Origin of the sequence: Bacillus sp. Marseille-Q3570 (genome assembly GCF_946151055.1) — a bacterium.
In the GTDB taxonomy this organism is placed as follows: Bacteria; Bacillota; Bacilli; order Bacillales; family Fictibacillaceae; genus Pseudalkalibacillus.
Map to the genome: position 1 here is coordinate 40,116 of NZ_CAMGYZ010000021.1, position 23,700 is coordinate 63,815.

Consider the following 23,700-nt stretch of genomic DNA (forward strand, 5'->3'; position numbering starts at 1 on the left):
GTTGAAACCAATTCTGTCGACTAATCAGCAACAAACAGCACAGCCGCCTGTCCAGCCGCGGTTCAAGCTCGGGCATCATGCTTCAACCGTCTGGAATCAGCTTGGGATGATCATTATTTTAATTTTGCTGTGTATCGTAATGAGCGTTTTGGCACCAAACTTTTTAGAATCGTCCAATCTGACAAACATCCTAAAACAAGTATCGGTTACTGCCATTTTAGCTGCAGGAATGACGATTGTTATTTTGACCGGTGGTATTGATCTATCAGTGGGATCCATTGTAGCACTCTCAGGAGTCGTTTCGGTCATGGCTTCCCAAACAGGAATGAATCCGATTTTAGCTATGCTTCTCGGTGTTGGAGCTGGTTATCTTGTGGGTTTCATCAATGGCGTATTCACAGCCAAAATCGGCCTGCCTGCTTTTATCGTCACATTAGCGAGCATGACCTATGTTAGAGGACTGGCCTATGTCACAAGTGGAGGCTATCCGGTTGTCTTGGAATCTACTACATTTCGATTCATAGGGGCAGGTTCTATTTTATCAATTCCCACACCCATTTATATAATGATACTCGTATATATCGTTATGTTCCTCGTTTTAAAATACACGATGTTTGGACGCCATATTTATGCAATTGGCGGAAATGAAGAAGCGGCTAGATTAACTGGTATCAAAGTGAAAAAGACATTGGTGAATGTTTATTCTATCAGCGGCTTACTGGCTGGTTTAGGCGGTGTTGTCCTCGCTGGACGACTTTACTCAGGTCAGCCGACGGCAGGGAATATGTATGAACTTGATGCTATCGCAGCGGTCATTTTAGGTGGCTCAAAATTAACAGGCGGTGTCGGTAAGATTCAAGGCACCATTATTGGAGTGTTGATTATGGGAGTCATCACTAATGGTCTTACGCTAATGGATGTCAGTTATTACTGGCAACTTGTCGTCAAAGGGGGAGTCATTGTATCAGCCGTGTTAATTGATCGGTTACGTTCCTAAAAATTTAAGGAAGGAGAGGAATTACAATTTGGATAAATCTGCATGGAAAAGAAGGTTTTCGTTGTTGCTCTGTCTGCTTATTGTAAGTGTGCCGGCAAATACGCTTGCGAAGGACTCAGGGTATTATGAAGAGCCCTACCGGAATCAGTTTCATTTTTCTCCTGAAGCAAATTGGATGAACGATCCGAACGGGATGGTTTATTACGAAGGGGAATACCATTTGTTTTACCAGTACCATCCTTACGGCACCACCTGGGGACCGATGCACTGGGGGCATGCGGTTAGTAAAGATCTTGTGAAGTGGGAGCACCTCCCGATTGCTCTATACCCTGACGAACATGGCCATATATTCTCAGGAAGTGCCGTTATAGATTGGGAAGATACAGCAGGTTTTGGGAAGGAAGCAATGGTCGCTATTTTTACCCACTCCGGCCCAAATGGACAAGTCCAAAGTCTTGCTTACAGTCTTGATAAAGGAAGGTCATGGGAAAAGTATGAAGGTAACCCGGTGATGCCGGATCCTCCTGTCGCCGATTGGCGTGACCCCAAGGTTTTCTGGCATGAAGACTCTACTCAGTGGGTCATGTCGCTTGCGGCCAAAAATAAAATTATGTTTTATACTTCTCCCAATTTAAAAGAATGGGAATTTGCAAGTGAATTCGGTCCAGATGGCGGTATCCAATCCAACAGTCTTGATCGGGTATCGTATGCTATGTCCGACTATACCGGAAGCTCGTTTAGTTATGAAGGTGATATCACACTTAATGAAAAGAATGGCCGGGAGGGTTCCGGCGGACTAGTCTTTCGATCGGACAAAGATGGAAACAATGCGTACATCGCCAGTATTGATGCAAAAAATGACCGTGTAACGTTATGTAAAAATGTGAATGGTGATACGGAAGAGCTGACTTCTGAACCAATGGATTTGGACACTTCATCAACGTATCACGTCAAGGTACTGGTTGATGGAGACAATATAAAAGTCTTTGTGGATGATCAGCTTGTAATACATCAGAATGACCAATCATTTGCCCATGGATATTATGGGTTGGCATCAAGCGGCTCAACGGCTTCATTTCGTAATGTCGAATTTACAAACACATCCAACTTCGTAACTAATCTGTCTGGCTGGAAAGTGATCAGCGGATCCTGGGAAGACTCCTTAGAGGGAAAAACAGGGACTTCTAATGAAGATGCTTTTACTTTGAGTGGTCAAACAGACGATAACTTTTTGTATGAATCGGAAATCAGAGTATCCAAAGATCAAGGAGAAGGTGGAGCTGGAGCTCTCGTTTTCCGTGCTGATCAAGATGTGAAAAACGGCTACTTTGCCAATGTTGATGCTTTAAATGATGTGGCGAAGCTGATGAAGATCGAGAACGGGAAAACCACAGTGTTAGCTGAAAAATCGATGAGTATCGAGACGGACAAGACTTATCACCTGAAAGTCGATGCATATGACGATCAGATAAAGGTCTATGTAGATGATACTCTCATCCATGATATTAAGGATGGCACTTTTACAGAGGGATACCTTGGGTTGAATGTATGGAATTCTACCACACTATTTCAAAATGTAAAAAAGGGGGAAAATATCAAAACTACTGATATGGAAATCGCCAACCATGATTTTGAAACAGGTGATTTGACAGGATGGACCTCTATGAAAGGAAATGCCTTTACAGATGATCACGTTACCGATGTAAGCAATTACTGGGGTGGACCTTTTGAACCCCAAGGGAATTATCATTTATGGGGATTTTCTGACCTTCATGATGGGGATAATGCAATAGGCGAGTTGCGTTCCTCCTACTTCAAATTAAGCGGATCCGGGGAAATCAACTTTCTGTTAGGTGGAGGGAATGATCTCAGCAACCGTTATGTATCCTTGGTCAGAGCTTCTGACGGCCAGGAACTGATCCGCCAGGCAAACACGAAGTTTAAAGATGACGAAACATATAAGCGTTATGTCTGGGATGCTTCTGAATATGTGGGAGAAGTGTTCTATATTAAAGCAGTGGATCAGGCTACTGGCGGGTGGGGTCATATCAACATCGATGATTTCAATGTTTATAATGAAGGGCCGATTCCTGATGAGGTCGACCAGGTAGCTAAAGAACCCGAAAGAAATGATTCCAAACAGAACGGGACGATTGAAGATTGGAGAGGGGTATCAGGGGAGTGGATTGATTCAACCCACGGAAGTAATGGCGGCATCTGGGAATGCCCGACATTAGTGGAACTTCCGATTGACGGAGATCCCAATAACACGAAGTGGGTTCTGCAAGTAAGCATTAATGATGGGGGACCTGCTGGTGGATCTGGTATGCAATACTTTGTTGGTGACTTTGATGGAACCACATTTACCAATGAGAATCCACCAGATAGAGTACTATGGAGTGATTACGGAGCGGATTACTATGCTGCCGTTGACTGGAGTGGTATCGAAGGAGATCATGGAGAAAAATACTGGCTCGGCTGGATGAGCAACTGGCAGTATGCCCATGAAACACCTACCTCAACGTGGAGAAGTTCAATGTCTTTACCGCGCAAAATGGAACTTACTCATACCGAAGAGGGAACTCGTTTAAAACAAACGCCTGTTTCTCTAAAAAGGATTCAAAACAATAGTCAAATGACTTCCTATAATAATGTAGTTATTTCTAACAACAGCAGCCTTCTTTCTGATTTCTCAGGAGATACGTATGAAATGATGGCCGAATTCGATGTTTCTAATACGAATGCATCGGAGTTTGGTTTTAAAGTCAGAAAAGGGGATGGAGAAGAATACACAAAAATAGGGTACGACATTGCAGGGGAACAGCTTTTTGTTGATCGTGCCAGTTCCGATGATTTTGACTATGGTGATCATGTTGTAGATAGGCATGATGGCCCCCTGACAGCTTCAGATGGTAAAGTGAAAATGCATATTTTTGTTGATCGCTCAGCTGTTGAAGTATTCGGAACTAATGGAGAAACCGTAATCACCGACCAGATTTTTCCTGATCCATCAAGTAAAGGTTTGGAGATATATAGCGAAGGTGGAGAGGTCACCTTAAATTCGTTAGTAATTTATCCAATAAAAAGTATTTGGAAAGATAAGAATCGTTTTAAAACAAATTTAACCGGCTGGAAACCTGCTTCGGGGAGATGGGCGGAGACTAGGGAAGGTTTTCAAGGCCAAAGCAATGGCGATTCTTTTAATATATCGGCGCAAGAAGGCGATGATTTTCGGTATGAAGGCTATATTAAAGTACTGGATTCGGACTCCCATCCGGACGACCCTGAACAAGATTTAGTCGATAATTTAGTTGGGGCAGGAGCTTTGGTTTTTCGTTCTGATCCTGATGCAAAGAATGGATATGCAGCCAATATCGATGTAAAAAATAATGAAGTCAAGCTTATCAAGTTTTTAGATGGAAAGGGAATTGACCTGGCAACCTACAATGACGATGGTAATTTGAAGTTAAAAGCCAATCGGGACTATCGTATAAAGGTAGAAACGAAAGGAGACCGAATGAAAGTTTATTTGGACAAAATGCTAGTTATTGACATAATGGACTCCACATTTAGAGAGGGGTATTTTGGGTTAAATGTATGGGATTCAACGGTAGTGTTCAATGATGTGAAAGCGAAGATGAATAAAGGCAAAAAATAGAAAGGTGACTTTGTTTTGGGAACTTAACTTGAATGGTGGATACTTCAAAAAAAGTGTCTATCATTCAGGTTTTTTGTATTTTTAAATGTCCTTTAAGTGAGCATAACATAGGGATAAGGAGGTAGTCTTTTTTTATGTATTACAATTGTGTATCGCTTACCGATATGGCTTGCAATTAATGTCGAAAACCTTCATATTTATAAGAAAAGGAGGCCCGCTATGCGACGCGATATACAACCGAATGAACGAGCATTCTCTACAAAGGAAGTAGCAGAAGAAGTAGGAATTGCCACCCCGACTGTCCGTAAGTATGGGCAAATCTTAGAGCGGAACGGATACGAGTTTTTGAAAGATGGCGATCGGCGTATTTTTGTCCAATCTGATATCGGAGCGCTTGTAGCGCTACGCGATACGGACAAACCCCTGGACGGTACAGCTAAAGAGATTGTGGATCAACAGAAAGAAAAATTACTAAGTTCCGATGAAACAGACATAGCGCTAACCGATACATACGAAAATGTGCCCTACGACCCTAACCAATTAAAAGAAGTCTTAAAGTATGTCGTCAATGAACTCGCAGCCACACGTGAAATGAACGCCCAATTGACAAACGATATGGCACATCTTAAAACAACGGTTTCCAGACTTCAGCATGATCACCATGCGATTAGTTCGAATATTGGAAATTCAGCACAAAAAACGAATGTCAAAATTGAAAATCTGTCCAAACAACAAAAAAGTCATTATGAAACTTTGATGGAACAAGAAAAAACGCATTATCAAACATTACTTGAACAAGAAAAGCAGAGAAGTGAAGAATTGCAACAGGAACTACGGAATATGAGACAGGAACAGATTAAAGAATGGCGTTCACAGAATGATTTCAACAAACGGTTAGAAGAAGCGATCCAACAAAAACCTAAAGGAAAATGGAACGGCCTTTTCTCTATGTTCCGAAATAAGTAGCTTGATGTATCGGTTAGAGAAATTATATTTCAGTGGGGATATCGGCAAGCGATTTGCATTTGGAAAAAAGCAATGAAACTGATTAAGTAAGGAAAACAGAATACATCCATGGTGAGCTGGTCAAAAGTGTTTGGTCGGTTCTTTTTGTTTTGTATCGTCAGACGATATGGATGCGTATTTTGAAAGGTTTAAATTAATGACTATGTTTCTAAGAAAAGATGCAAGCATATCGCCCTACGATACAGTGAACTTGTAATTAAACACAACAAGCGATATATAACAATTAGCCCCAGGTTCGCAATCGATTGATGAAGAAATCTTTTCGTATCATATGGCGATATTCATAGAAGATGGATTTACCACCTGTTATTGTCTACTTCAATATTTTTTGAATTTCAACAAATTTCCCGAGAAATATCTACAAATTCCGAGTAGAAAATCGACAAATAGTTCACGTTATTAATCGGTACACGGCCCAAGAACGATGTAATGTCTCATTGTCACTGTGATGCTTCTGAAGAATCGAATGTTTTCATGAAATAAGCGGTCGGTAGAAGTACACCTATTCCTGCTTGAATAAGGGCGAAAAAACGAGTTATCCCTACTGGAAGCATATCTCCATAACCAACAGATAACATTGTCACGCCGCTAAAGTAGAGCATGTTCCAGATGGTAGGTTCAATTGGTTGTTGATCAGTGAGATTATCTACTAGGATCATCCCTTTTAAAGATAAGAGATAGTACAGAATTCCGAACCCGATCAAAACACCGCATAATACGATGAATAATTTAAGAAAAAGAGCTGTGCTGAATTTACTTTTTCGGTAGGTTTTATTTGTGAAAAAATAAAAGAGATTGATTACGATAAAGACTATCGTTGCGCCTACAAGAAAATTAATCATTTGGACATCACCTCCATACTTGTATTATCTTTTCTCATCATCACTAAACTTCATTTTGTGAGAACGATCCTACAAGTGAGGAAGGCATCATTTAGATCAGTAAGGAATGGAAAAATCATCTGCATAATAATCAACTTTTTGGTTAATCTATGACTGCATTAGAAATTGCGGAAAATAGGAGGAATTTTAAAATGACTAAAAAGTTGATTGCAGTATTTTTTACAGCAACGCTTGTTCTTACATCTCTAGGAGCACCAGCGTTAGCTAATATGGATGATGATAATCGCATCATGAATGAAGACAACGACAGGGATCGAATCGGTACAGGTATCCGCACCGATAGGGACAATGACAGAGTTGGTATTCGCGATGCTGATGATCGTGTTGGAATCCGTGAAACTGGCGCTCCAAGAGATCGTAACTGGGAATGGATCGGCCTGGCTGGTCTTCTGGGACTATTAGGACTTAGAAGAAGAAACGACCGCAGAGTAACAGACTGAGATGAGACCCCTATACTCCGAAAGTGGAGTATAGGGATTTTTTTGTTTTAAGGTATTTCTGATCCCGAAAAGTGTAAAATGTAAACTTTGGCCGGAATAGTGCTGAATACCGCCGGATCAATAGTTAAATCGGCCGGATTATTACCCGAAACGGCCGGAATACTAGTTAAACCTGCCGGAATCAGTGTTAAACTCGCATGATTCTATGAACCGCACATTCTTTAATGACTTCTATCGTTTGAAATCAATGTTTAGATCTGCCTCCTTAAATTGTCCGATTATCCATTAATCGATCTCTACCAGGCATGGTTTTGGCCATAGAGCGAATGAGCGCCATCTCTCCCCCATCAAATTTCACAATGTGTAATCCCCCATACAATCGTATCCTTCTGCATGCCAATTTGTTACAATATGAGTGAAAATTTCAAATAAACAAGGATTTTGTCTATTCATTCCGAATTTATAATAGATGAGACTTTTACATGTTGGGACAAATCATTCAGATTCAACCTGACAGGATTCGGTGTGAGTTTCGTCAGGTTACCGATAACTTTTACAGGAATCAATCGGCAGGTAGATTGCTAGAGGGGGATTGTATTCAATGGCAGCAAACAACTTCAGGTATGAGTCATATCATCCACAGTTGGAACAAATCGTTGAAAACGTAGAGAAAGTAATGGTCGGAAAGAGAAAAGCGACCGAATTAAGCATCATTTCATTATTGACCGGGGGACACATTTTACTTGAAGATGTGCCTGGTGTCGGGAAAACGATGATGGTCCGTTCCATCGCTCAATCTGTTGGAGCGAAATTCAACCGGATCCAGTTCACACCCGATCTTTTACCGTCGGATTTGACAGGTGTATCCGTCTATAACCAAAAGACGATGGAATTCGAATTCCGTCCGGGACCGCTTATGGGGAATATTGTGCTCGCCGATGAGATCAATCGGACGTCACCGAAGACACAGTCGGCACTTTTAGAGGCGATGGAGGAGCAGAGCATTACGGTCGATGGTTTTACCCATCATTTACCGGAACCGTTCTTTGTAATGGCTACACAGAATCCGATCGAATATGAAGGTACATATCCATTGCCTGAAGCGCAGCTGGACCGATTTCTTCTGAAAATCAATATGGGCTATCCATCTGCGAACGAAGAGCTTCAGGTTTTGACAAGAAATGAAAGAGAGCATCCGATCGATGAATTAAAGCCTGTCCTCCAGCTCGATGATTTACTCGAATTGCAGCAACAGGTGAAGGCTGTCTATGTTGAGGAAACAGTCAAACAATACATCATCGACATGGTCATCCGGACGAGAAAACACAGCGGAATCCATCTTGGCGTGAGTCCTCGTGGTTCATTAGCGCTCATGAAGACTGCCCAGGCTTATGCTCTATTGTTGAACAGAGACTATGTCGTACCAGATGATGTGAAATACTTAGCGCCACACGTACTATGCCACAGGATCATTTTAAAGCCAGAAGCACGTTTTGATGGGTACACACCAGAAAAGATCGTCGAAGAGATTTTGGAGCGTACGCCAGTGCCTGTGATTAGGAAAGAAAAAGCATGATCAAAAAACGACTGGCTGAATACCGCACAATTTTCGGGATCATAGGGATCGTTCTGTTGTTAGGGAGTTCATTTTCCTATGCGATGTTCCAGGGTGGATTCGTTAGCTGGTTTCTGTTCTATTCCGTACTGCCGCTTGTATTATATACTGTCTTCATATTGACATTCCGTCTATCAAGGCTTTCTGTAGAACGGCAGATCAATAAATTGAATTTCATTGCTGGAGAAAAGATGGAGGTAACCGTCACCATTACCAGCGGTTTGCCGATTCCGTTGTTCTTCTTAGTGGTGAAAGACGAATTGCCAGGACTCATGGTTCCACATGCGGATGATCAGGGATACAGCTATCAATCAGGAGCCAAAGCCCTGCTATTCCCACTCTTTAAAAGAAGGATCACCTTCACATATCTCGTGAAGCCTGTTCCGCGTGGAATCCATAAGTTCAAAGGGGTTACTTTGGAATCAGGAGACTTATTCGGTTTCATTTCCAAATCGGTACAAATTCCGTTGAAGAAGACCATACAAGTTTATCCGAAGACACATTCGTTGGCTGGGTGGAAAATATTCGAAACTCATCCTTCTGGAATGAAACGTGCAGGAAAGCAAGCCCAGCAAGATTTCACTTCTGCTGTGAGCATAAGGGATTATACACCTGGGGATAAGCTGAGCTGGCTGCACTGGAAAGCGACAGCACGGTCGAACAAGCTGGTGACGAAAGTGTTTGAAACGCAGCGGAATGATGATTTCGTCATTTTCCTTGATGGAAGTCATCCAAGCTATCAGCGGAATGGACAGCAGTCGTTCGAAAGGGCTGTCTCACTAGCTGCTTCAATATTGAAGTTTTCAATCAGCAAAGGGACATCTGTCGAATTCCACAGCGTTTCGAAAGAGCATACGAACATGTCATTTCAATCGGGACAAAATTTCGAAGCGAAGCTCATGCACCATCTTGCCAGGATTCAGCTTGATACGAAAACACCGCTCACAAATGTTTTGAAAAGGGAAGTCCATGAGATGTCGAAGGGTGTCTCGGTCCTGATCATCAGTCCGGATCTATCTGATGCATTCGTGCATACGATTGAGCGAATGGCTGCGAATAAAATACAGACGATTTTCTTTTATGTTGCGAAGCAGAAAATCCTATCGGATGAAGAAAAGCACCTTTTGACCAGATTGCGCGCACGCGGGATCACCGTTTACCCAGTGAATCATGACGATTTTAGTGAAGTCGTGAAGGCAGGTGTTAAAAATGCCACAGTATGAGAATGAGCAAAAGTTTTCCGTTGGTTCATTCCTCTTATATATGCTTGGATTTCTGTTGTTTTGGGAATGGCTGCGTCCATTATCTACATTTACAGATACGGATTACCTGTCAATATTCGTTTTGTTTTCAGCCTTTCTTTTTACACTCTCATATTTTGAGTTATCCATTTGGGTGGCATTCCCGATCAAACTTTTGGCTCTAGCCTATGCCTTGCACTCCATCTATTTTCCAGTCTCTTTTTTCGATTTCCAATGGGTGAGCTATCTGTTGGCCGATCTGGCAGGAAGTCTGAAAAATGCTTTTTCACGTGATTGGGAAGGTATGACCAGCATCAGTAGAACGTTTCTGTTCCTGGTCTTGTTATGGCTGATCAGCTATTTGATGCATTACTGGCTGATCCAGGCGCGTAGAATATTTCTGTTTTTCATCATAACGGTTCTATATGTGACGGTGGTCGATACGTTCACGATGTATGATGCTTCAAGTGCAATCGTGCGGACAGTGATCATCGGGTTCGTACTCTTGGGAATCCTGAGGTTCATACGGATCATTGAATTGAAAGGTTTCAGGGTGCACCAACACCAATTTCCGCTTATGTGGATCGTACCATTGGCGATATTGATCACATTTTCTTCGGTACTTGGTTATCTCGCTCCAAAAGCTGCCCCACAATGGCCCGATCCAGTACCGTTTATTACTGCTGTCGGAAACCAGACAGATGAAGGGGATGGACCGGGTAACGGTGGAGGGATCCAAAAGATTGGCTATGGGACGAATGACAGTCGGCTGGGTGGTCCATTCGTGTACGATGACAACCCGGTTTTCATGACGACGATCGAGGAACTGCACTACTGGCGAGTTGAATCGAAAGAAGTTTATACAGGATTAGGCTGGGATACAGATCCTGCTGAGCCTCCAAGCGAGAAGGTTCAGCCGAATGATGTGTCACTCGATCCCGTTCATGCTGTCACTTATGATGACAATGTACGTTCAGAAGATTTAACAGCAGAAGTAGAAGTTTTGAGGAATAACCCGTATCCATTCATTGTTTATCCTGGCGAACTCCAGACTGTTGAAAGTGAAGAAGATCGGGATTACCAGATGAATACGATCACAAATAAATTGATGACCTTCGAACAAGCGGGGGAATCCGGACTAGAGGAATATACAGTCAATTATAAAGTACCGGAGTTTTCTGAAGAAATGCTTAAGAACAGCAGTACCGATTATCCTGCTGAAATAACTGAACGCTATCTTCAGCTTCCCGAGGATCTCCCGGAAGAAATCCAAGAGCTCACAGAAGATATCACCGCTGATGAAGATGATCCTTACGCGAAAGCCAAGGCTGTGGAAGGGTATTTTTCCAGAAACGGGTTTTCATACAATACGACGGACGTAGCGGTTCCAGGCCGTGATGATGACTATGTTGCTCAATTCTTGTTCGAATCGAAGCTCGGTTATTGTGATAACTTCTCGACATCCATGGCTGTCATGCTCCGGACGATCGGAATTCCGACGCGCTGGGTCAAGGGTTTCACCAGTGGAGACTATGAACAGACACTAGATGATGGACGTCGTATGTACCAAGTCACGAATTCAAATGCTCACTCCTGGGTGGAAGTCTATTTTGAAGGGGTCGGCTGGGTTCCATTTGAACCGACACAAGGATTTTTAGACTTGCCTAACTTTGTAAGCGATTATGAGGAAGAAAATGCAGAAGTGGATGCGCCTGAAGAAAATGATCAACAGGAAGAACAGGCTCGAAACGGCGAAGACTCAACTGGATCTTCTGGTTTTCAATTCCCGATCGATCTTGATAAAGTCCTCACATGGTTGAAATGGACTTCACTGACACTTGTGACGTTGTTGGTAATTTCAGGTTTAGTTGGATTCTTGACCCGTAAAAATTGGCTCCATAAATACTTCATCTGGCGGTACAGAAAACGTAAGGATGATGATGAGCGTGTGTTCAATGATGCTTACCATCGACTGCTTTGGCTGTTGGAACAATATGGGATCAAGAAGCGACCCCAGCAGACTTTGCGTGAGTATGCACTGGAAGTCGACCGTTACCTTGATACGGGAGATATGAGGATCTTGACGAAGAAATACGAGCATACCCGTTATAGCAACAATCCAAATCAAGTGGATTGGTCTGATACAAAGGAATTGTGGGAAAATTTAATTAAAAGGATACGACCTTGACCGCGCCATAGGCGACTGTTAGAATAAATCCATATTTTATACGGATAACTCTACTCCCTTCATATATGTTCGGGGATATGGCCCGGATGTTTCTACCAGATCACCTTAAACGATCTGACTATGGAGGCAGGCCTGTTTGTGCATGTCAACCAGAACCCTGCCTTCATTGGTCTGGGTTCTTTTTCTTTTGTTTTAGCCTTTGGAATATGAAAAGTTGATTTCACGAAGTTCACTCCCTTTCCGAGGGCGACCCGCAAGCATCACTAGCTCAGGATTTGTTGGCTTCGACGTTGACATTAAGTCGAAGGTCATTATTATGGTTGAAGATCCTTTGTGCGGGGTCTCGCATGGTTCACTTTTCCCGCAGGAGTGTCATGAATTTGCTTATGAAAGTCAAAACAAATAAGAAACAGCTCAGAATGAAGGGTAGTACGATTCGAGATAGTAGACAAACTAAATAATAGATCCGTTAGAGAGGTGGCTGACATGAATTCAACTGAAGAAATGATTATCGTACTGGACTTTGGCGGCCAGTACAATCAATTGATTACAAGACGTATCCGTGACCATGGGGTTTATAGTGAGCTCCATTCACACAAAATCACTGCAGAAAAGATCAAGGAACTGAATCCGACAGGAATCATTTTCTCAGGTGGGCCGAACAGCGCATATACGCCTGACTCTCCAAAATGTGATGAGCGAATATTCGATCTGGACATTCCTATTCTTGGAATTTGCTATGGGATGCAATTGATGACGCATCACTTCGGTGGAAAGGTTGAAAAAGCGAACCATCGTGAGTACGGTAAAGCGACGGTCGCATTGCGAAATTACAATGAGCTGTACAAGGACCTGCCTGAAGAACAAACAGTATGGATGAGCCATGGTGATTTGGTTGTAGCTCCTCCAGAAGGATTCCAGACGGATGTGACCAGTCCTTCATGTCCCGTAGCTGGTATGAGCGATCCTTCACGAAACCTGTATGGGGTTCAATTCCATCCTGAAGTAAGACACAGTGAATTCGGGATCGAATTGTTGAAAAACTTCGTCATGAACATCTGTAAGTGTGAAGCACTCTGGTCAATGGAAAACTTCATCGAGGATGAAATCAATAAGGTCAGGGAAATTGTCGGGGATAAGAAAGTCCTTTGTGCACTCAGTGGCGGAGTCGATTCTTCTGTTGTCGCAGCACTCATCCATAAGGCGATTGGTGACCAGCTCGTCTGTATGTTCGTCGACCACGGCTTGCTCCGTAAAGGGGAAGCGGACAGCGTCATGAAAACATTCGGTGAATCATTCAACATGAATCTAATCAAAATCGATGCAAAGGATCGTTTCTTAGGAAAGTTGAAGGGTGTAACTGACCCAGAGCAGAAACGGAAAATCATCGGGAACGAATTCATTTATGTGTTCGATGAAGAAGCGTCCAAGCTTGAAGGAATCGATTATCTCGCGCAAGGTACGTTGTATACTGATATCATCGAGAGTGGTACAGATACAGCCCAGACAATCAAATCACATCATAATGTCGGCGGTTTACCAGAGGATATGAAATTCCAATTGATCGAGCCGTTGAATGCCCTATTCAAGGATGAAGTTCGTAAAGTCGGTACCGAATTAGGCTTGCCGGATGATATCGTCTGGCGTCAACCGTTCCCGGGGCCGGGCCTTGGAATCCGTGTCCTTGGAGAGGTAACCGAAGAGAAACTGAAGATCGTCCGTGATTCGGATGCAATCTTAAGAGAAGAAATCAAGAATGCAGGATTGGACCGTGAAATCTGGCAATACTTCACTGCACTTCCGAACATGAGAAGCGTCGGTGTCATGGGAGATATGAGGACTTATGACTATACAGTCGGCATTCGTGCAGTCACTTCCATTGACGGGATGACTTCCGATTGGGCGCGGATCCCATGGGAAGTCCTCGAACGGATTTCCAATCGTATCGTCAACGAAGTCGATCATGTGAATCGTATTGTCTATGACGTCACCTCTAAGCCGCCATCTACAATCGAGTGGGAATAAACGAAAATAAGCGGATTTATGGTGTAGATGGAATGTGATACGAACAATAATGAATAATCAGATGACGAATGTTCGGTTTTTCTGTTGACATTTTTCGTCATTCGCATTACACTAATGAAAAATAAAAGATAATAACATCATCGTATAATGTCGGGGATATGGCCCGAAAGTTTCTACCAGGCTACCGTAAATAGCTTGACTACGAGGGATGGTTCATCTGGGACAACCTTGTTTGTATTAGGTGTGTTCCATTCCCTTGTTTGTCAAAGCTTCAGGTATCATGCCTGAAGCTTTTTTGTTCGATTTTCATCAGTGCCAGGCACCATTCGGGAAGCCTTGGTACGTAAGGGTTTTGAAAGTGTGCCAGGCACCATTTGGGAAGCCTTGGTACGTAAGGGTTTTGAAAGTGTGCCTGGCACCATCTGAGAACCCTTGGTGCCATTGACTTCTTTTTTGGTGACAGGCACCGGGGAATGCTAAGTGGAAAAGGAGTGTTTGGGGAATGGATCGTTTTTTTGGATTTAAGGAGTATGGAACAACATACAGGAAAGAGTTCATCGCTGGTCTTACTACGTTCTTATCTATGGCTTATATTTTATTCGTCAACCCAGCGATTCTAGGTGATGCAGGAATGGACAAAGGCGCTGTCTTCGTAGCGACGGCTCTTGCAGCAGCAATCGGTACCCTTGTGATGGGATTATTGGCGAACTATCCGATTGCGCTGGCACCGGGGATGGGATTGAATGCCTTTTTCACCTATTCCGTCGTCATGGTCATGGGGATCCCCTGGCAGACGGCCCTTGCTGGGGTACTTGTTTCCGGTCTTGTCTTCATCGTCATCACTGTTTTGAAAATCAGAGAAACCATCATCAATGCGATTCCACAAGAGTTGAAGTTTGCTGCGGCAAGCGGGATCGGGTTGTTCATTGCCTTTATTGGATTACAAAACGCGGGAATTGTAGAGAATAACGATTCGACACTCGTACAGCTTGGAAATTTGGCTAGTGGGGATACGTTACTTGCCATCTTCGGACTGATCACTATCGTCATTTTCATGGTACGAGGCATCAAAGGCGGGATCTTTTACGGAATGGTCCTGACTGCAATTGTCGGCCTTATTTTCCAACAGATTCCACTGCCTTCAGGTATTGTCGGAGCAGTTCCGAGCCTAGAGCCGACTTTCGGTGAAGCGGTTAAACATTTGAACCAGATTACGACCATCGATATGCTTGTCGTCGTATTGACTTTCTTGTTCGTCGACTTTTTTGATACTGCTGGAACACTTATGGCCGTTGCTTCCCAGGCTGGTCTGATGAAGGATAACAAGCTTCCGAGGGCGGGACGTGCACTTATGGCTGACTCATCCGCAACAGTAATCGGAGCGGTACTTGGAACATCTACTACTACGGCTTACATCGAATCCTCTTCAGGGGTTGCAGCCGGAGGACGTACTGGGTTCAGCTCAGTGGTCACAGCAGGCTTCTTCTTATTAGCACTGTTATTTTCACCATTGCTTGGCGTTGTCACACCTTCTGTAACAGCACCCGTACTGATCATCGTCGGTGTCTTGATGGTAGCTGTACTTGGTAAGATCGAATGGCATCGTTTCGAAATAGCAGCTCCGGCCTTTTTGACAATCATCGCCATGCCATTGACATACAGCATTGCGACAGGAATTGCGCTTGGGTTCATCCTATATCCGATCACGATGCTCGTTAAAGGAAAAGCGAAAGAAGTCCACCCGATCATGTATTTCATGTTCTTCATCTTTATCTTGTACTTCGCGTTTCTGACGTAGATAGCATTATCAAATGCTTTGTTGGTTTTCTAACCAATCAGGGATGACCTGGGGTGTAGTTATAAACACCTCGGATCATCCTTTTTCATTTTCGTGAAGAAGTGAACAGATTTTTTCGAAACTATTTGTAGAACTGAAAGAACGTGATTTTAGTCCTAGTAAAAGTCGATAAAAGAAAATACTTGTAACAAAAATGAAATATAAAAAATCACAAAACTTAACAAAAAAAGGTTTAGATAGGTATGTCTTAAAGGAACTATATACATAATCCTGCAAAAGGTTAAAATTACCAAAAATAATGGTCTAAGGCCCTTTTTACCCCGAGGTGGCAAAGGAAAATACCTTGAATTCAAGAAGTTAGTCCGGAGGAATCAATTAAAATACATATATTTACATTTTTACAATAAAAACAATTTTGACGGGTATGTCATTGTTTGGTAGTTTTTCCTTATGCTATGAACAATTTATGCAATTTCGACCATAAACAGTCGATTTTTGGAGGATGTCTTCTATGAAACTTGTAATCGATGAAACATTAGGTGACTTTCAAATGGAAGGTGTAGTCATCAAACCGGTAAACACGAAAAATGGCCAAAGGCGGATTAAAGAAGTCATCCATGATCATGAGTCTAAAACCTTTTCAAAATCACTAGATATTACCGTATACAACCAGCTGGAGGAAATCCATTTTTTTAAGAATTTATCGGATGCTTCAGAAATCATTTATTTTTACGATCCATTTTATACGGATCGCAATGTCATTCGTAGGCTGCAAAACTGGCTGTATCCACAACAGTCATTAGTCAGCTATCCCATCTTTCATAATCGCGCAACCCTCTATATGCTGCTCGATAAAGTAACCCGATACAATCACGGATCATCAGGCTCGATCATCAATGTTATTGAACAAGAAAGCAATACGATTCAAGAATGGATCATCACACCTGACCCTAAAGTTTTTTATAAAAATAGGATTAAATCTATTCATAAAAAGAAGAAATCAAAACCATACAAACTGCTTGTTTCAGAAAGTGGGAAGGCGAAAATCAAAAAATCCGGTACGGTGGAAGAATTGATCGGGGATATCTTGCCCAGGGAGGACATAGGATCCAAAACCTGGCTAGTTCACAAGGGACTCTCAGGTAATCTGCCGATTGATGATCATGTGAAACAACACAGATTAGAAGATTACAATTTACCTGTCAACGTACCATTTGTACATATAGTAACTCAACCTACCTTAAATTGATGGAGTGACGAAGCAATGATCGATGCCAAACGAAAAGCGTTCATTTTTTTGACGATTGCATTCATATTAGCAGTTGCAGCAGCTGGTTTTATCATCAACCAGATCCAGATGGCTCAGGATTCACTTGGCGAAACAGTGAAAGTAGCCGCAGCAGATAAGGATATCCAATCCTATACTTCACTTGAGAAAGGTGACATTACGTGGGTTGAAATGCCGAAAAACGCACAGGTCGAGTCGTTTATCCAACAATCGGATGATATTGATGATTCCATTACGGTTGTCAATCTGAAAGAAGGAGACCTTGTCACAAAAAATGTAGTCAGGAAAAAGGTTGATATCCCTGCCGATCATCGGATAGTCTGGCTTAACCCCAGCGAGATCGTGATTGTCGATCAGGGTGTTGCCGAAGGAGATCTAGTGGATGTCATTTCAGTCACGGAAAATAAAGAAAAAGGAGTCGTCACCCAACGTTTGCTGCAAAACATCAAAGTGGTCCAGATGGAAAGTAAAAGTGAGGGACCATCTGCCATCAAAGTCTCACTTCCAGTAAACCAGGCCGAGCGGTTGATCCATGCCCAGAATTCGGCAAAACAAATACGGATCCTTAGAGTCAATCAGGTGATGAAAGATAATGGCTCCACTCAGGAAACACCTGAACAAACAACCCCAGAGCACGAGCAGAAAGAAACGAAGCCAGCTGAGGAACAGCAAGAAACGAATGAAGCAGCAAAGGATAAACCCGACGATAAGAAACCAGAAGATAAAAAAGATGAGCAATAAGGAGACGATGTTCGATGAGCCAATTGAAAGCCTTGATCATTACAACCAATCCAACGATAAAACAATCTCTGATCGATATCCTGGAGGCTCATGGAATTGATTCTGAAGTGGATGAACAATGGAAACGTTCGTTTTCAAACCTGAATAAGTATACTTTCTACTTCATCGATCGCGAAGCATTGAATCAGGCAGAAGGATTCGCTTTGCCTGCATCTAGCTTTTTGATCGGAATCACTTCGGAACGTTCTTTTGAAGAAGGAAGGGAGTGGATGAAGGCCGGGGCTTACGATGTCATCGTCTATCCAGAAGAACAATCCCGCTTGAATGAAATCATCCAGTCTTCTAAAGAAAAAGTGAAAATACAGCAGGAAAGTTTCGGGGAAGCCACGATCGGGGGCGGGCAGGTTGAAGCTTTTTACAGTGCAAAAGGTGGAAGCGGCAAGACGCTGTTAGCAGCGATGACAGCCCAATCCCTGCAAATCCATAAGGATAAACGGGTCATCCTGATTGATCTCAGTGCACAATTCGGTGGTTTGGAAACGATCTATGGCGTAAAGACGAGCCGCTCCTATATTGACCTTCAGCCGGTTTTGAAAGAGTTGTCTCTCAACCATATCGAAAATGTGGCAACACGCGATGAAAAGACTGGCAATTACATACTCCTAGGGCCAAGCAACCCGGCTAAAGCGGAAGATATCACAGAGGAATTGATCACGAAAGTCATCCGCACATGCAGAGCTCATTTTGATCATGTGATTTTAGATTTGCCGACAAGCATCAATACTGTCAGTTTCACAGGTTTGAATGAAGCGACACAGATTCATTATGTGCTGAACCCTGACAGCCTTTCTTTACGCTGCTTCAAGTATGCTATGGAGCTGTTCGGGCGTTTTCAGCTTGGAACAAGGGGCAACCTTTCCATCCTGTTGAACCGTGCGCATCCGAAGAGTGAACTAGGTGAGAAAGACATCGCGAAATTGATTGGAAAAGAAGTGGATGCTTCGATCCGATCTGATTACTTTTCATTGCAGCCTCTCTTGAATATGGGGGAGAGCTTTTATAAGAAGGAAAAAGACAAAGGCCAATTCAAACCAGCAAGAGACATCCGTCTGTTTGTCGATAAAGTTTTGCTTTAAAAAGGTGGTGAAGAGATGTCCTGGTTACAAAAAGCAGTAAACACGACGCCATTGAATGGAAATCAGGAAAATGGGTGGGATGTGGAATCGGAACAGCAAGAATCCTGGGTCCGCCATTATAAAAGCAGACTGATCAAGGAAGCGAACCTTGAATCGATCACGACATTGCCCGCCCAAGAACGGAAACAGACGATCGAGCGATTGGTAAAACAAATGATCGAAGAAGAGAAGGTCATCATTCCACAAAGCGAGATGGATCAGATCATCAGCCAGATCATCAATGAATCCGTGGGTTACGGTCCGTTGGAAGCCCTACTTCAGGACGACACGATCACAGAAATCATGGTAAACGGGCCGCGAGAGGTCTATATCGAACGTGGCGGGAAACTTGAACCCGCGGACATCCGTTTCAAGGATAATCAACATATCCGGCATATCATCGATCGTATCATCGCCCCATTAGGACGGCGTATCGATGAGAGTTCGCCGATGGTGGATGCCCGATTACTCGATGGAAGCCGTGTGAATGCGGTCATACCACCGATTACATTGGATGGACCTTCGATTTCGATCCGTAAATTCAACAAAACCCCTTTTACAATGGAAGATTTGATGGAATTCGGCTCATTCACTGATCGGATGGGAGAATTCTTGAAAGCGGCGGTCCAGGCGAAACTGAACATACTCGTCTCAGGTGGGACTGGAAGCGGGAAGACGACACTTCTCAACGTTTTGTCAGATTCGATTCCCCGCGGAGAACGGATCGTCACGATTGAGGATATGGCTGAACTACGATTTACGTACGACAACCTCGTCAGGATGGAAGCGCGACCTGAGAATATGGAAGGAAAAGGGGAAGTATCTATCCGCCAGCTTGTCAAAAACGCGCTCAGGATGAGACCGGACCGAATCATTGTCGGAGAAGTGAGAAGCTCAGAAGCGATCGATATGCTTCAAGCAATGAATACAGGACACGAAGGATCGTTGACGACCGTCCATGCGAACTCTCCGAAAGATGCATTGGGAAGACTTGAGGCGATGGTGATCATGTCAGGATTACCACTGACGGTCGATGTCATCCGAGGTTATTTTGTCGGAGCATTGGACCTGATCGTCCAAACGTCAAGACAGACGGATGGAAAAAGGAAAATCGTCAGCATTGCCGAGATCTTTGAGAAAAATGGGGAGATCGTCATCAAGGATATCTTCCGATTTGTAAGGACCGGCGTACGGTCAGACGGCAGTGTTAAAGGACATTTTGAATCTACCGGGTATATACCGAAAGCATTTGAAAGGTTCAAAGCATTTGGAATCGAAGTACCTGAATCGATGTTCTCAGAAGGTGTACTCGCATGACGGGGGCATGGATATTCCTAAGCGGCGCATTTTTCTCTTTTGTTCTTGCAATCTATTATTTCAAACGATTGACCACTGTGCAGAAAACCTCGAAAAGAGCGGAAGAGTGGTTTGAGGATTCGGGACAGCTGAAACGAAAAAGCTTCGTCCTTCTGATTGGAGACAAATTCGATCATTCGGAACTTGCTCGGGACTTGAAGAAGAAGTTGATCCAGGCCAATATCCCGCTGCAGCCATCTGAATACATGGGCATCTATATATTGGTGATCGCAGTCCTCTGGTTTTTCAGTTATTTCGTACTCGGATTGATTTTGTTCATGGGATTCCTGCTTTCGTACCTCATCGCCTGGCTCGCATCCAAATTATATTTGAGCTCAAGGCAGAATAAGCGGAACGAAAGCTTCAACAAACAGCTTCCGGAGATATGCAGGATGATGTCCAATGCAGTAAAAGCTGGTCAGACGATACCACAGGGAATTGAGATGGTCGGAAATGAAATCAAAGCACCATCCGGTCCTGAATTCAAGAAGATGGACCAACAGCTTCGTTTGGGAGACGGTCTTGATGAAGTGATGAACCGTTTCCGGGAACGGGTTTCGAGTAATGAGATCAATATTTTCGTCAGTACGATCCTGATCCAACGCAGGGTCGGCGGGAATTTGGCAGAGGTTTTGGATTTGATGGCGACGACGCTTGAAGAAAGAGCTCGTGTTTATAAGGAAATCCAAACCGTTACGGCAGAATCCAAGTCGATCGCTTATATCCTTGTCATCATGCCATTGTTGATGGCTGTCATGATGAACCTCTTCATCAAAGGTTTCTTGAATGTCATCTTCACGACATTCGGATTGATCCTACTTGCCGTATTTGCAGGTATGATCAGTATCGCATTTGTCATCATCAAACGGATTACCAGGATAAGGGTGTAGTAAAATGAGCCCACAATTCAGCGTATATACAGTGTTGTTGTTTAGTCTGATCTTACTCTTATTATTCATCGGATTCGTATTCATCTATCTTTATGTAGGCAAAAAGCAGCGATTGATGTCGCATTTGCAGGTATCGGAAATCAAACATCGAAAACGGAAAAAATTGAGAGAAAGGATGGCCGGACCAATTATAAAAGCAGCAGAGTATGCTGGTCCCACTGGCATCAAATATCCTTTTTTTTCAGACAAGGAAAAAGACGAACAATTGTTAGTCAAAGCTGGAAATCCGATGGGACTGAGACTTGAAAGCTTTTACGGCTTGCGGTTCGTCCTTGGACTCGGAGCCCTGATGTTTTCCATCCTCTATGTCTTTCTCGGGTTGCCTTTCGGGCTTATGACCATCGTTTTATTCCCGTTAGCAGGATTTTTCGGACCGAACCTATGGTTGTGGATGAAAGCCCGTGATCGTCAGGAACAAATCAGTTCGATGATGCCTGATTTCCTCGACACGGTCAGTGTAACGCTCCAGGCTGGTGTCAGCCTTGACGGTGCATTGAAGCAAGTGACCAAACAGCTGGGAGGTCCATTAAGCGAAGAAATCGACCGTTTTAATCGGGAAATCGAACTCGGGGTTCCAAGACGTACTGCTTATGAAAACTTGATCAACCGTAATTCGTCCAAGGAGCTGGAGATGCTGGTCACTTCGTTATTGCAAGGTTCTTCTCTTGGGGTTCCGGTTTCTCAGACCTTCAAGATCCAGGCAGATGATCTACGGGCAATGCGGGGGTTCAAGGCAAAAGAAAAAGCAGCGAAAGCCAGTCCGCAAATCACCCTTGTCACAACGTTCTTCGTAGCTCCGGCAGTGTTTTTCCTGATCATCGGCTTGCTGGCATTGAACGTCATTTATAACCCAGAAGCATTCGGTTTAGACACCTTCTTTAAATAAGAAGGATTGACATACATTTATAAAAAAATCCAAAGGAGAGATTTTATCATGAAGAAGATGAAAAAAATGGTTGAAAACATGTCAGCTGTAGTCAATAAATACGTTAATAACGAACGCGGTGCCCAGGCTCTTGAGTGGGTTGCCCTTGGGCTCGTCGTCCTTGCCGTGATGGCGGCAGTAGCTACAGCAGTCGATGGAAATGGAAGCAGTATCGCGAATGCCATCGTTGAAAAGATTTCAGAACTGATCGGCCGCTTGTAACCGTGTGATCCGATGATGAACAGATTCCGGAAACTGGTCAAAAATGAGCGGGGATCGCAGCTGATCGAATTCGTCGCTGTGTTTCCCATGGTTATTCTGGCGATGATGATCATCTGGCAGATGGCCCTTGTGGCGTATACGGTGGTCGTAACAGAAGCAGCGGCTCGGGATGGAGCACGGGCGGCGGCTGTTGATGGAGACGCTGAAAAGGTGGCTGAACGATCTGCGGGCAATCTTGTCCTTCAGAGTGTAAACACAGATAAAGGAGACGAAGAGGTTACGGTGACAGTCGTATCGAATGTCCCAACCGTTTCAATACCGTTCATAGGTCGTCTTGAATTTACTTTTGACGCAGATGCGACAATTCCGATTGAAGAAGGTCTGAAGGATTGATGAACATGAAAAAGTATCTCAAAAATGAACGAGGGAACGGCATGCTGCTCGTGATTGTCGGCATGCTGATCGCCTCTATTTTCATAAGCTTCATGTTTTTTGATTTCTTTAATGTGTTCATTTCAAAAAGAATCAGTCAAACAAGTGCGGACGCAGCAGTGCTGGCTGCAGCAAAAGAAGCAAGAGAAATCTATGAAGAGCGCTATACTTCCGCAATAGAAAGTGAACTTGAAGAACTACGAGAGCTTTTTGAAGATGAAAAGGAAAAGGCTGAAGAAGATCAAGATGAAAGCGGAGAAGGCGATGAAGGCGAAGAACCACCTCAAGATGAAGATTCTTTTTTGGATTCAATCATCAAAGAGATCGAGAAAAAATATAGAGAGGTGACGATGCCTCCTAGTTTACGAGAATGGCTTGAAGATCCAAGTACAGAAATCGATCCGGTTGAAGCATTGAAGTATTTTTATGATAATGATGAACTTAATTCCATGGCATGTACAGCCATTGAAGGTGACATGGAACGTATCCGGAGAGCAGCTGATGAATACGCAGAAAAAAATGGTGCGGATCGAAACGCTCAGGTTCAATTCGATCAAAGCAAGTTCAGTATTTTCGTAGAATCTGAAAAAGATGGCAGCTATGTCACTGTTGATGACTCGTTATTTGAGGGGATCGATGCAGACGCATCTGCAACGATCAAACGACCGAAGGGGCTCGACATAGCTTGTGATTAGAAAAGGGCAAAGGGTGCAGTTGCTAG

19 protein-coding genes, 1 pseudogene and 2 riboswitches are annotated in these 23,700 nt (G+C 43.4%); of the genes and pseudogenes, 19 read left to right on the forward strand and 1 reads right to left on the reverse strand.

All coding sequences use genetic code 11. From position 1 onward, the window contains the following. Position 1 precedes the first annotated feature (1 nt). The 4 genes and pseudogenes from N8M93_RS21020 (at position 2) to N8M93_RS21035 (ending at position 5,621) form a co-directional block, all read left to right on the forward strand. The gene (locus N8M93_RS21020; RefSeq protein WP_396125753.1) at positions 2–997 is read left to right on the forward strand and encodes an ABC transporter permease subunit; all 996 of its coding nucleotides are present in this window, start codon (positions 2–4) and stop codon (positions 995–997) included. A gap of 61 nt (positions 998–1,058) precedes the next feature. Further along, a pseudogene (locus N8M93_RS21025) lies at positions 1,059–1,673 on the forward strand (glycoside hydrolase family 32 protein); the annotation flags it as partial. Continuing rightward, positions 1,674–4,655, forward strand: a complete 2,982-nt coding sequence (locus N8M93_RS21030) for a GH32 C-terminal domain-containing protein (protein WP_396125754.1) — start codon at positions 1,674–1,676, stop codon at positions 4,653–4,655. It begins immediately after the preceding pseudogene. Between the two features lie 219 nt (positions 4,656–4,874). Then, positions 4,875–5,621, forward strand: coding sequence for a hypothetical protein (locus tag N8M93_RS21035; protein WP_261134617.1), 747 nt, complete (start codon positions 4,875–4,877; stop codon positions 5,619–5,621). 500 nt (positions 5,622–6,121) lie between these two features. On the opposite strand, the gene N8M93_RS21040 is transcribed toward N8M93_RS21035, so the two are convergent. Continuing rightward, complete coding sequence (locus tag N8M93_RS21040; protein ID WP_261134618.1) at positions 6,122–6,523, reverse strand: ion channel; 402 nt, start codon at positions 6,521–6,523, stop codon at positions 6,122–6,124. 191 nt (positions 6,524–6,714) lie between these two features. On the opposite strand from N8M93_RS21040, the gene N8M93_RS21045 reads away from it, so the two are divergent. From N8M93_RS21045 to N8M93_RS21115, 15 genes are all read left to right on the forward strand, one after another. Beyond that, on the forward strand, positions 6,715–7,023 hold the full coding sequence (locus N8M93_RS21045; RefSeq protein ID WP_261134619.1) for a WGxxGxxG family protein: 309 nt from the start codon (positions 6,715–6,717) through the stop codon (positions 7,021–7,023). Positions 7,024–7,624: 601 nt separating this feature from the next. Next, positions 7,625–8,599, forward strand: coding sequence for a MoxR family ATPase (locus tag N8M93_RS21050; RefSeq protein WP_261134620.1), 975 nt, complete (start codon positions 7,625–7,627; stop codon positions 8,597–8,599). Continuing rightward, positions 8,596–9,861: a DUF58 domain-containing protein gene (locus tag N8M93_RS21055; RefSeq protein WP_261134621.1), complete on the forward strand. Its 1,266-nt coding sequence runs from the start codon at positions 8,596–8,598 to the stop codon at positions 9,859–9,861. The genes N8M93_RS21050 and N8M93_RS21055 overlap by 4 nt, the downstream gene beginning before the upstream one ends. Continuing rightward, positions 9,848–12,067, forward strand: coding sequence for a transglutaminase domain-containing protein (locus N8M93_RS21060; protein ID WP_261134622.1), 2,220 nt, complete (start codon positions 9,848–9,850; stop codon positions 12,065–12,067). Before N8M93_RS21055 ends, N8M93_RS21060 begins: the two co-directional genes overlap by 14 nt. 39 nt (positions 12,068–12,106) lie before the next feature. After that, a riboswitch (purine riboswitch) is annotated at positions 12,107–12,208 on the forward strand. Positions 12,209–12,553: 345 nt separating this feature from the next. Next, positions 12,554–14,092: a glutamine-hydrolyzing GMP synthase gene (guaA, locus tag N8M93_RS21065; RefSeq protein ID WP_261134623.1), complete on the forward strand. Its 1,539-nt coding sequence runs from the start codon at positions 12,554–12,556 to the stop codon at positions 14,090–14,092. A gap of 120 nt (positions 14,093–14,212) precedes the next feature. Then, positions 14,213–14,314: riboswitch (purine riboswitch) on the forward strand. 280 nt (positions 14,315–14,594) lie between these two features. Next, positions 14,595–15,890 (forward strand): NCS2 family permease, encoded by a 1,296-nt coding sequence (locus N8M93_RS21070; protein ID WP_261134624.1) that lies wholly within the window; start codon positions 14,595–14,597, stop codon positions 15,888–15,890. Positions 15,891–16,401: 511 nt separating this feature from the next. Then, on the forward strand, positions 16,402–17,139 hold the full coding sequence (locus tag N8M93_RS21075) for a hypothetical protein (protein ID WP_261134625.1): 738 nt from the start codon (positions 16,402–16,404) through the stop codon (positions 17,137–17,139). 15 nt (positions 17,140–17,154) lie between these two features. After that, positions 17,155–17,919 carry a Flp pilus assembly protein CpaB gene (gene cpaB / locus N8M93_RS21080; RefSeq protein WP_261134626.1) on the forward strand — a complete coding sequence of 255 codons (765 nt, stop codon included), beginning with the start codon at positions 17,155–17,157 and terminating at the stop codon, positions 17,917–17,919. Between the two features lie 14 nt (positions 17,920–17,933). Continuing rightward, positions 17,934–19,055, forward strand: coding sequence for an AAA family ATPase (locus N8M93_RS21085; protein ID WP_261134627.1), 1,122 nt, complete (start codon positions 17,934–17,936; stop codon positions 19,053–19,055). Between the two features lie 15 nt (positions 19,056–19,070). Beyond that, positions 19,071–20,411, forward strand: coding sequence for a CpaF family protein (locus N8M93_RS21090; RefSeq protein WP_261134628.1), 1,341 nt, complete (start codon positions 19,071–19,073; stop codon positions 20,409–20,411). Beyond that, complete coding sequence (locus N8M93_RS21095) at positions 20,408–21,340, forward strand: type II secretion system F family protein (protein WP_261134629.1); 933 nt, start codon at positions 20,408–20,410, stop codon at positions 21,338–21,340. Before N8M93_RS21090 ends, N8M93_RS21095 begins: the two co-directional genes overlap by 4 nt. A gap of 4 nt (positions 21,341–21,344) precedes the next feature. Continuing rightward, complete coding sequence (locus tag N8M93_RS21100) at positions 21,345–22,286, forward strand: type II secretion system F family protein (protein WP_261134630.1); 942 nt, start codon at positions 21,345–21,347, stop codon at positions 22,284–22,286. 48 nt (positions 22,287–22,334) lie between these two features. Then, a complete protein-coding gene (locus N8M93_RS21105; RefSeq protein ID WP_261134631.1) occupies positions 22,335–22,547 on the forward strand; it encodes a hypothetical protein in 213 nt (70 codons plus the stop codon). Positions 22,548–22,562: 15 nt separating this feature from the next. Further along, the gene (locus tag N8M93_RS21110) at positions 22,563–22,940 is read left to right on the forward strand and encodes a TadE/TadG family type IV pilus assembly protein (RefSeq protein WP_261134632.1); all 378 of its coding nucleotides are present in this window, start codon (positions 22,563–22,565) and stop codon (positions 22,938–22,940) included. A 5-nt stretch (positions 22,941–22,945) separates the two neighbouring features. Beyond that, a complete protein-coding gene (locus N8M93_RS21115) occupies positions 22,946–23,674 on the forward strand; it encodes a pilus assembly protein TadG-related protein (RefSeq protein ID WP_261134633.1) in 729 nt (242 codons plus the stop codon). Positions 23,675–23,700: the final 26 nt, after the last annotated feature.

Bases quoted from the DNA above. Each gene is read 5' to 3' on its own strand.
- N8M93_RS21035 (WP_261134617.1), top strand. From the start codon at position 4,875: ATGCGACGCGATATACAACCGAATGAACGAGCATTCTCTACAAAGGAA.
- N8M93_RS21040 (WP_261134618.1), bottom strand. From the start codon at position 6,523: ATGATTAATTTTCTTGTAGGCGCAACGATAGTCTTTATCGTAATCAAT.
- N8M93_RS21045 (WP_261134619.1), top strand. From the start codon at position 6,715: ATGACTAAAAAGTTGATTGCAGTATTTTTTACAGCAACGCTTGTTCTT.
- N8M93_RS21050 (WP_261134620.1), top strand. From the start codon at position 7,625: ATGGCAGCAAACAACTTCAGGTATGAGTCATATCATCCACAGTTGGAA.
- N8M93_RS21055 (WP_261134621.1), top strand. From the start codon at position 8,596: ATGATCAAAAAACGACTGGCTGAATACCGCACAATTTTCGGGATCATA.
- N8M93_RS21060 (WP_261134622.1), top strand. From the start codon at position 9,848: ATGCCACAGTATGAGAATGAGCAAAAGTTTTCCGTTGGTTCATTCCTC.
- guaA (WP_261134623.1), top strand. From the start codon at position 12,554: ATGAATTCAACTGAAGAAATGATTATCGTACTGGACTTTGGCGGCCAG.
- N8M93_RS21070 (WP_261134624.1), top strand. From the start codon at position 14,595: ATGGATCGTTTTTTTGGATTTAAGGAGTATGGAACAACATACAGGAAA.
- N8M93_RS21075 (WP_261134625.1), top strand. From the start codon at position 16,402: ATGAAACTTGTAATCGATGAAACATTAGGTGACTTTCAAATGGAAGGT.
- cpaB (WP_261134626.1), top strand. From the start codon at position 17,155: ATGATCGATGCCAAACGAAAAGCGTTCATTTTTTTGACGATTGCATTC.
- N8M93_RS21085 (WP_261134627.1), top strand. From the start codon at position 17,934: ATGAGCCAATTGAAAGCCTTGATCATTACAACCAATCCAACGATAAAA.
- N8M93_RS21090 (WP_261134628.1), top strand. From the start codon at position 19,071: ATGTCCTGGTTACAAAAAGCAGTAAACACGACGCCATTGAATGGAAAT.
- N8M93_RS21095 (WP_261134629.1), top strand. From the start codon at position 20,408: ATGACGGGGGCATGGATATTCCTAAGCGGCGCATTTTTCTCTTTTGTT.
- N8M93_RS21100 (WP_261134630.1), top strand. From the start codon at position 21,345: ATGAGCCCACAATTCAGCGTATATACAGTGTTGTTGTTTAGTCTGATC.
- N8M93_RS21105 (WP_261134631.1), top strand. From the start codon at position 22,335: ATGAAGAAGATGAAAAAAATGGTTGAAAACATGTCAGCTGTAGTCAAT.
- N8M93_RS21110 (WP_261134632.1), top strand. From the start codon at position 22,563: ATGAACAGATTCCGGAAACTGGTCAAAAATGAGCGGGGATCGCAGCTG.
- N8M93_RS21115 (WP_261134633.1), top strand. From the start codon at position 22,946: ATGAAAAAGTATCTCAAAAATGAACGAGGGAACGGCATGCTGCTCGTG.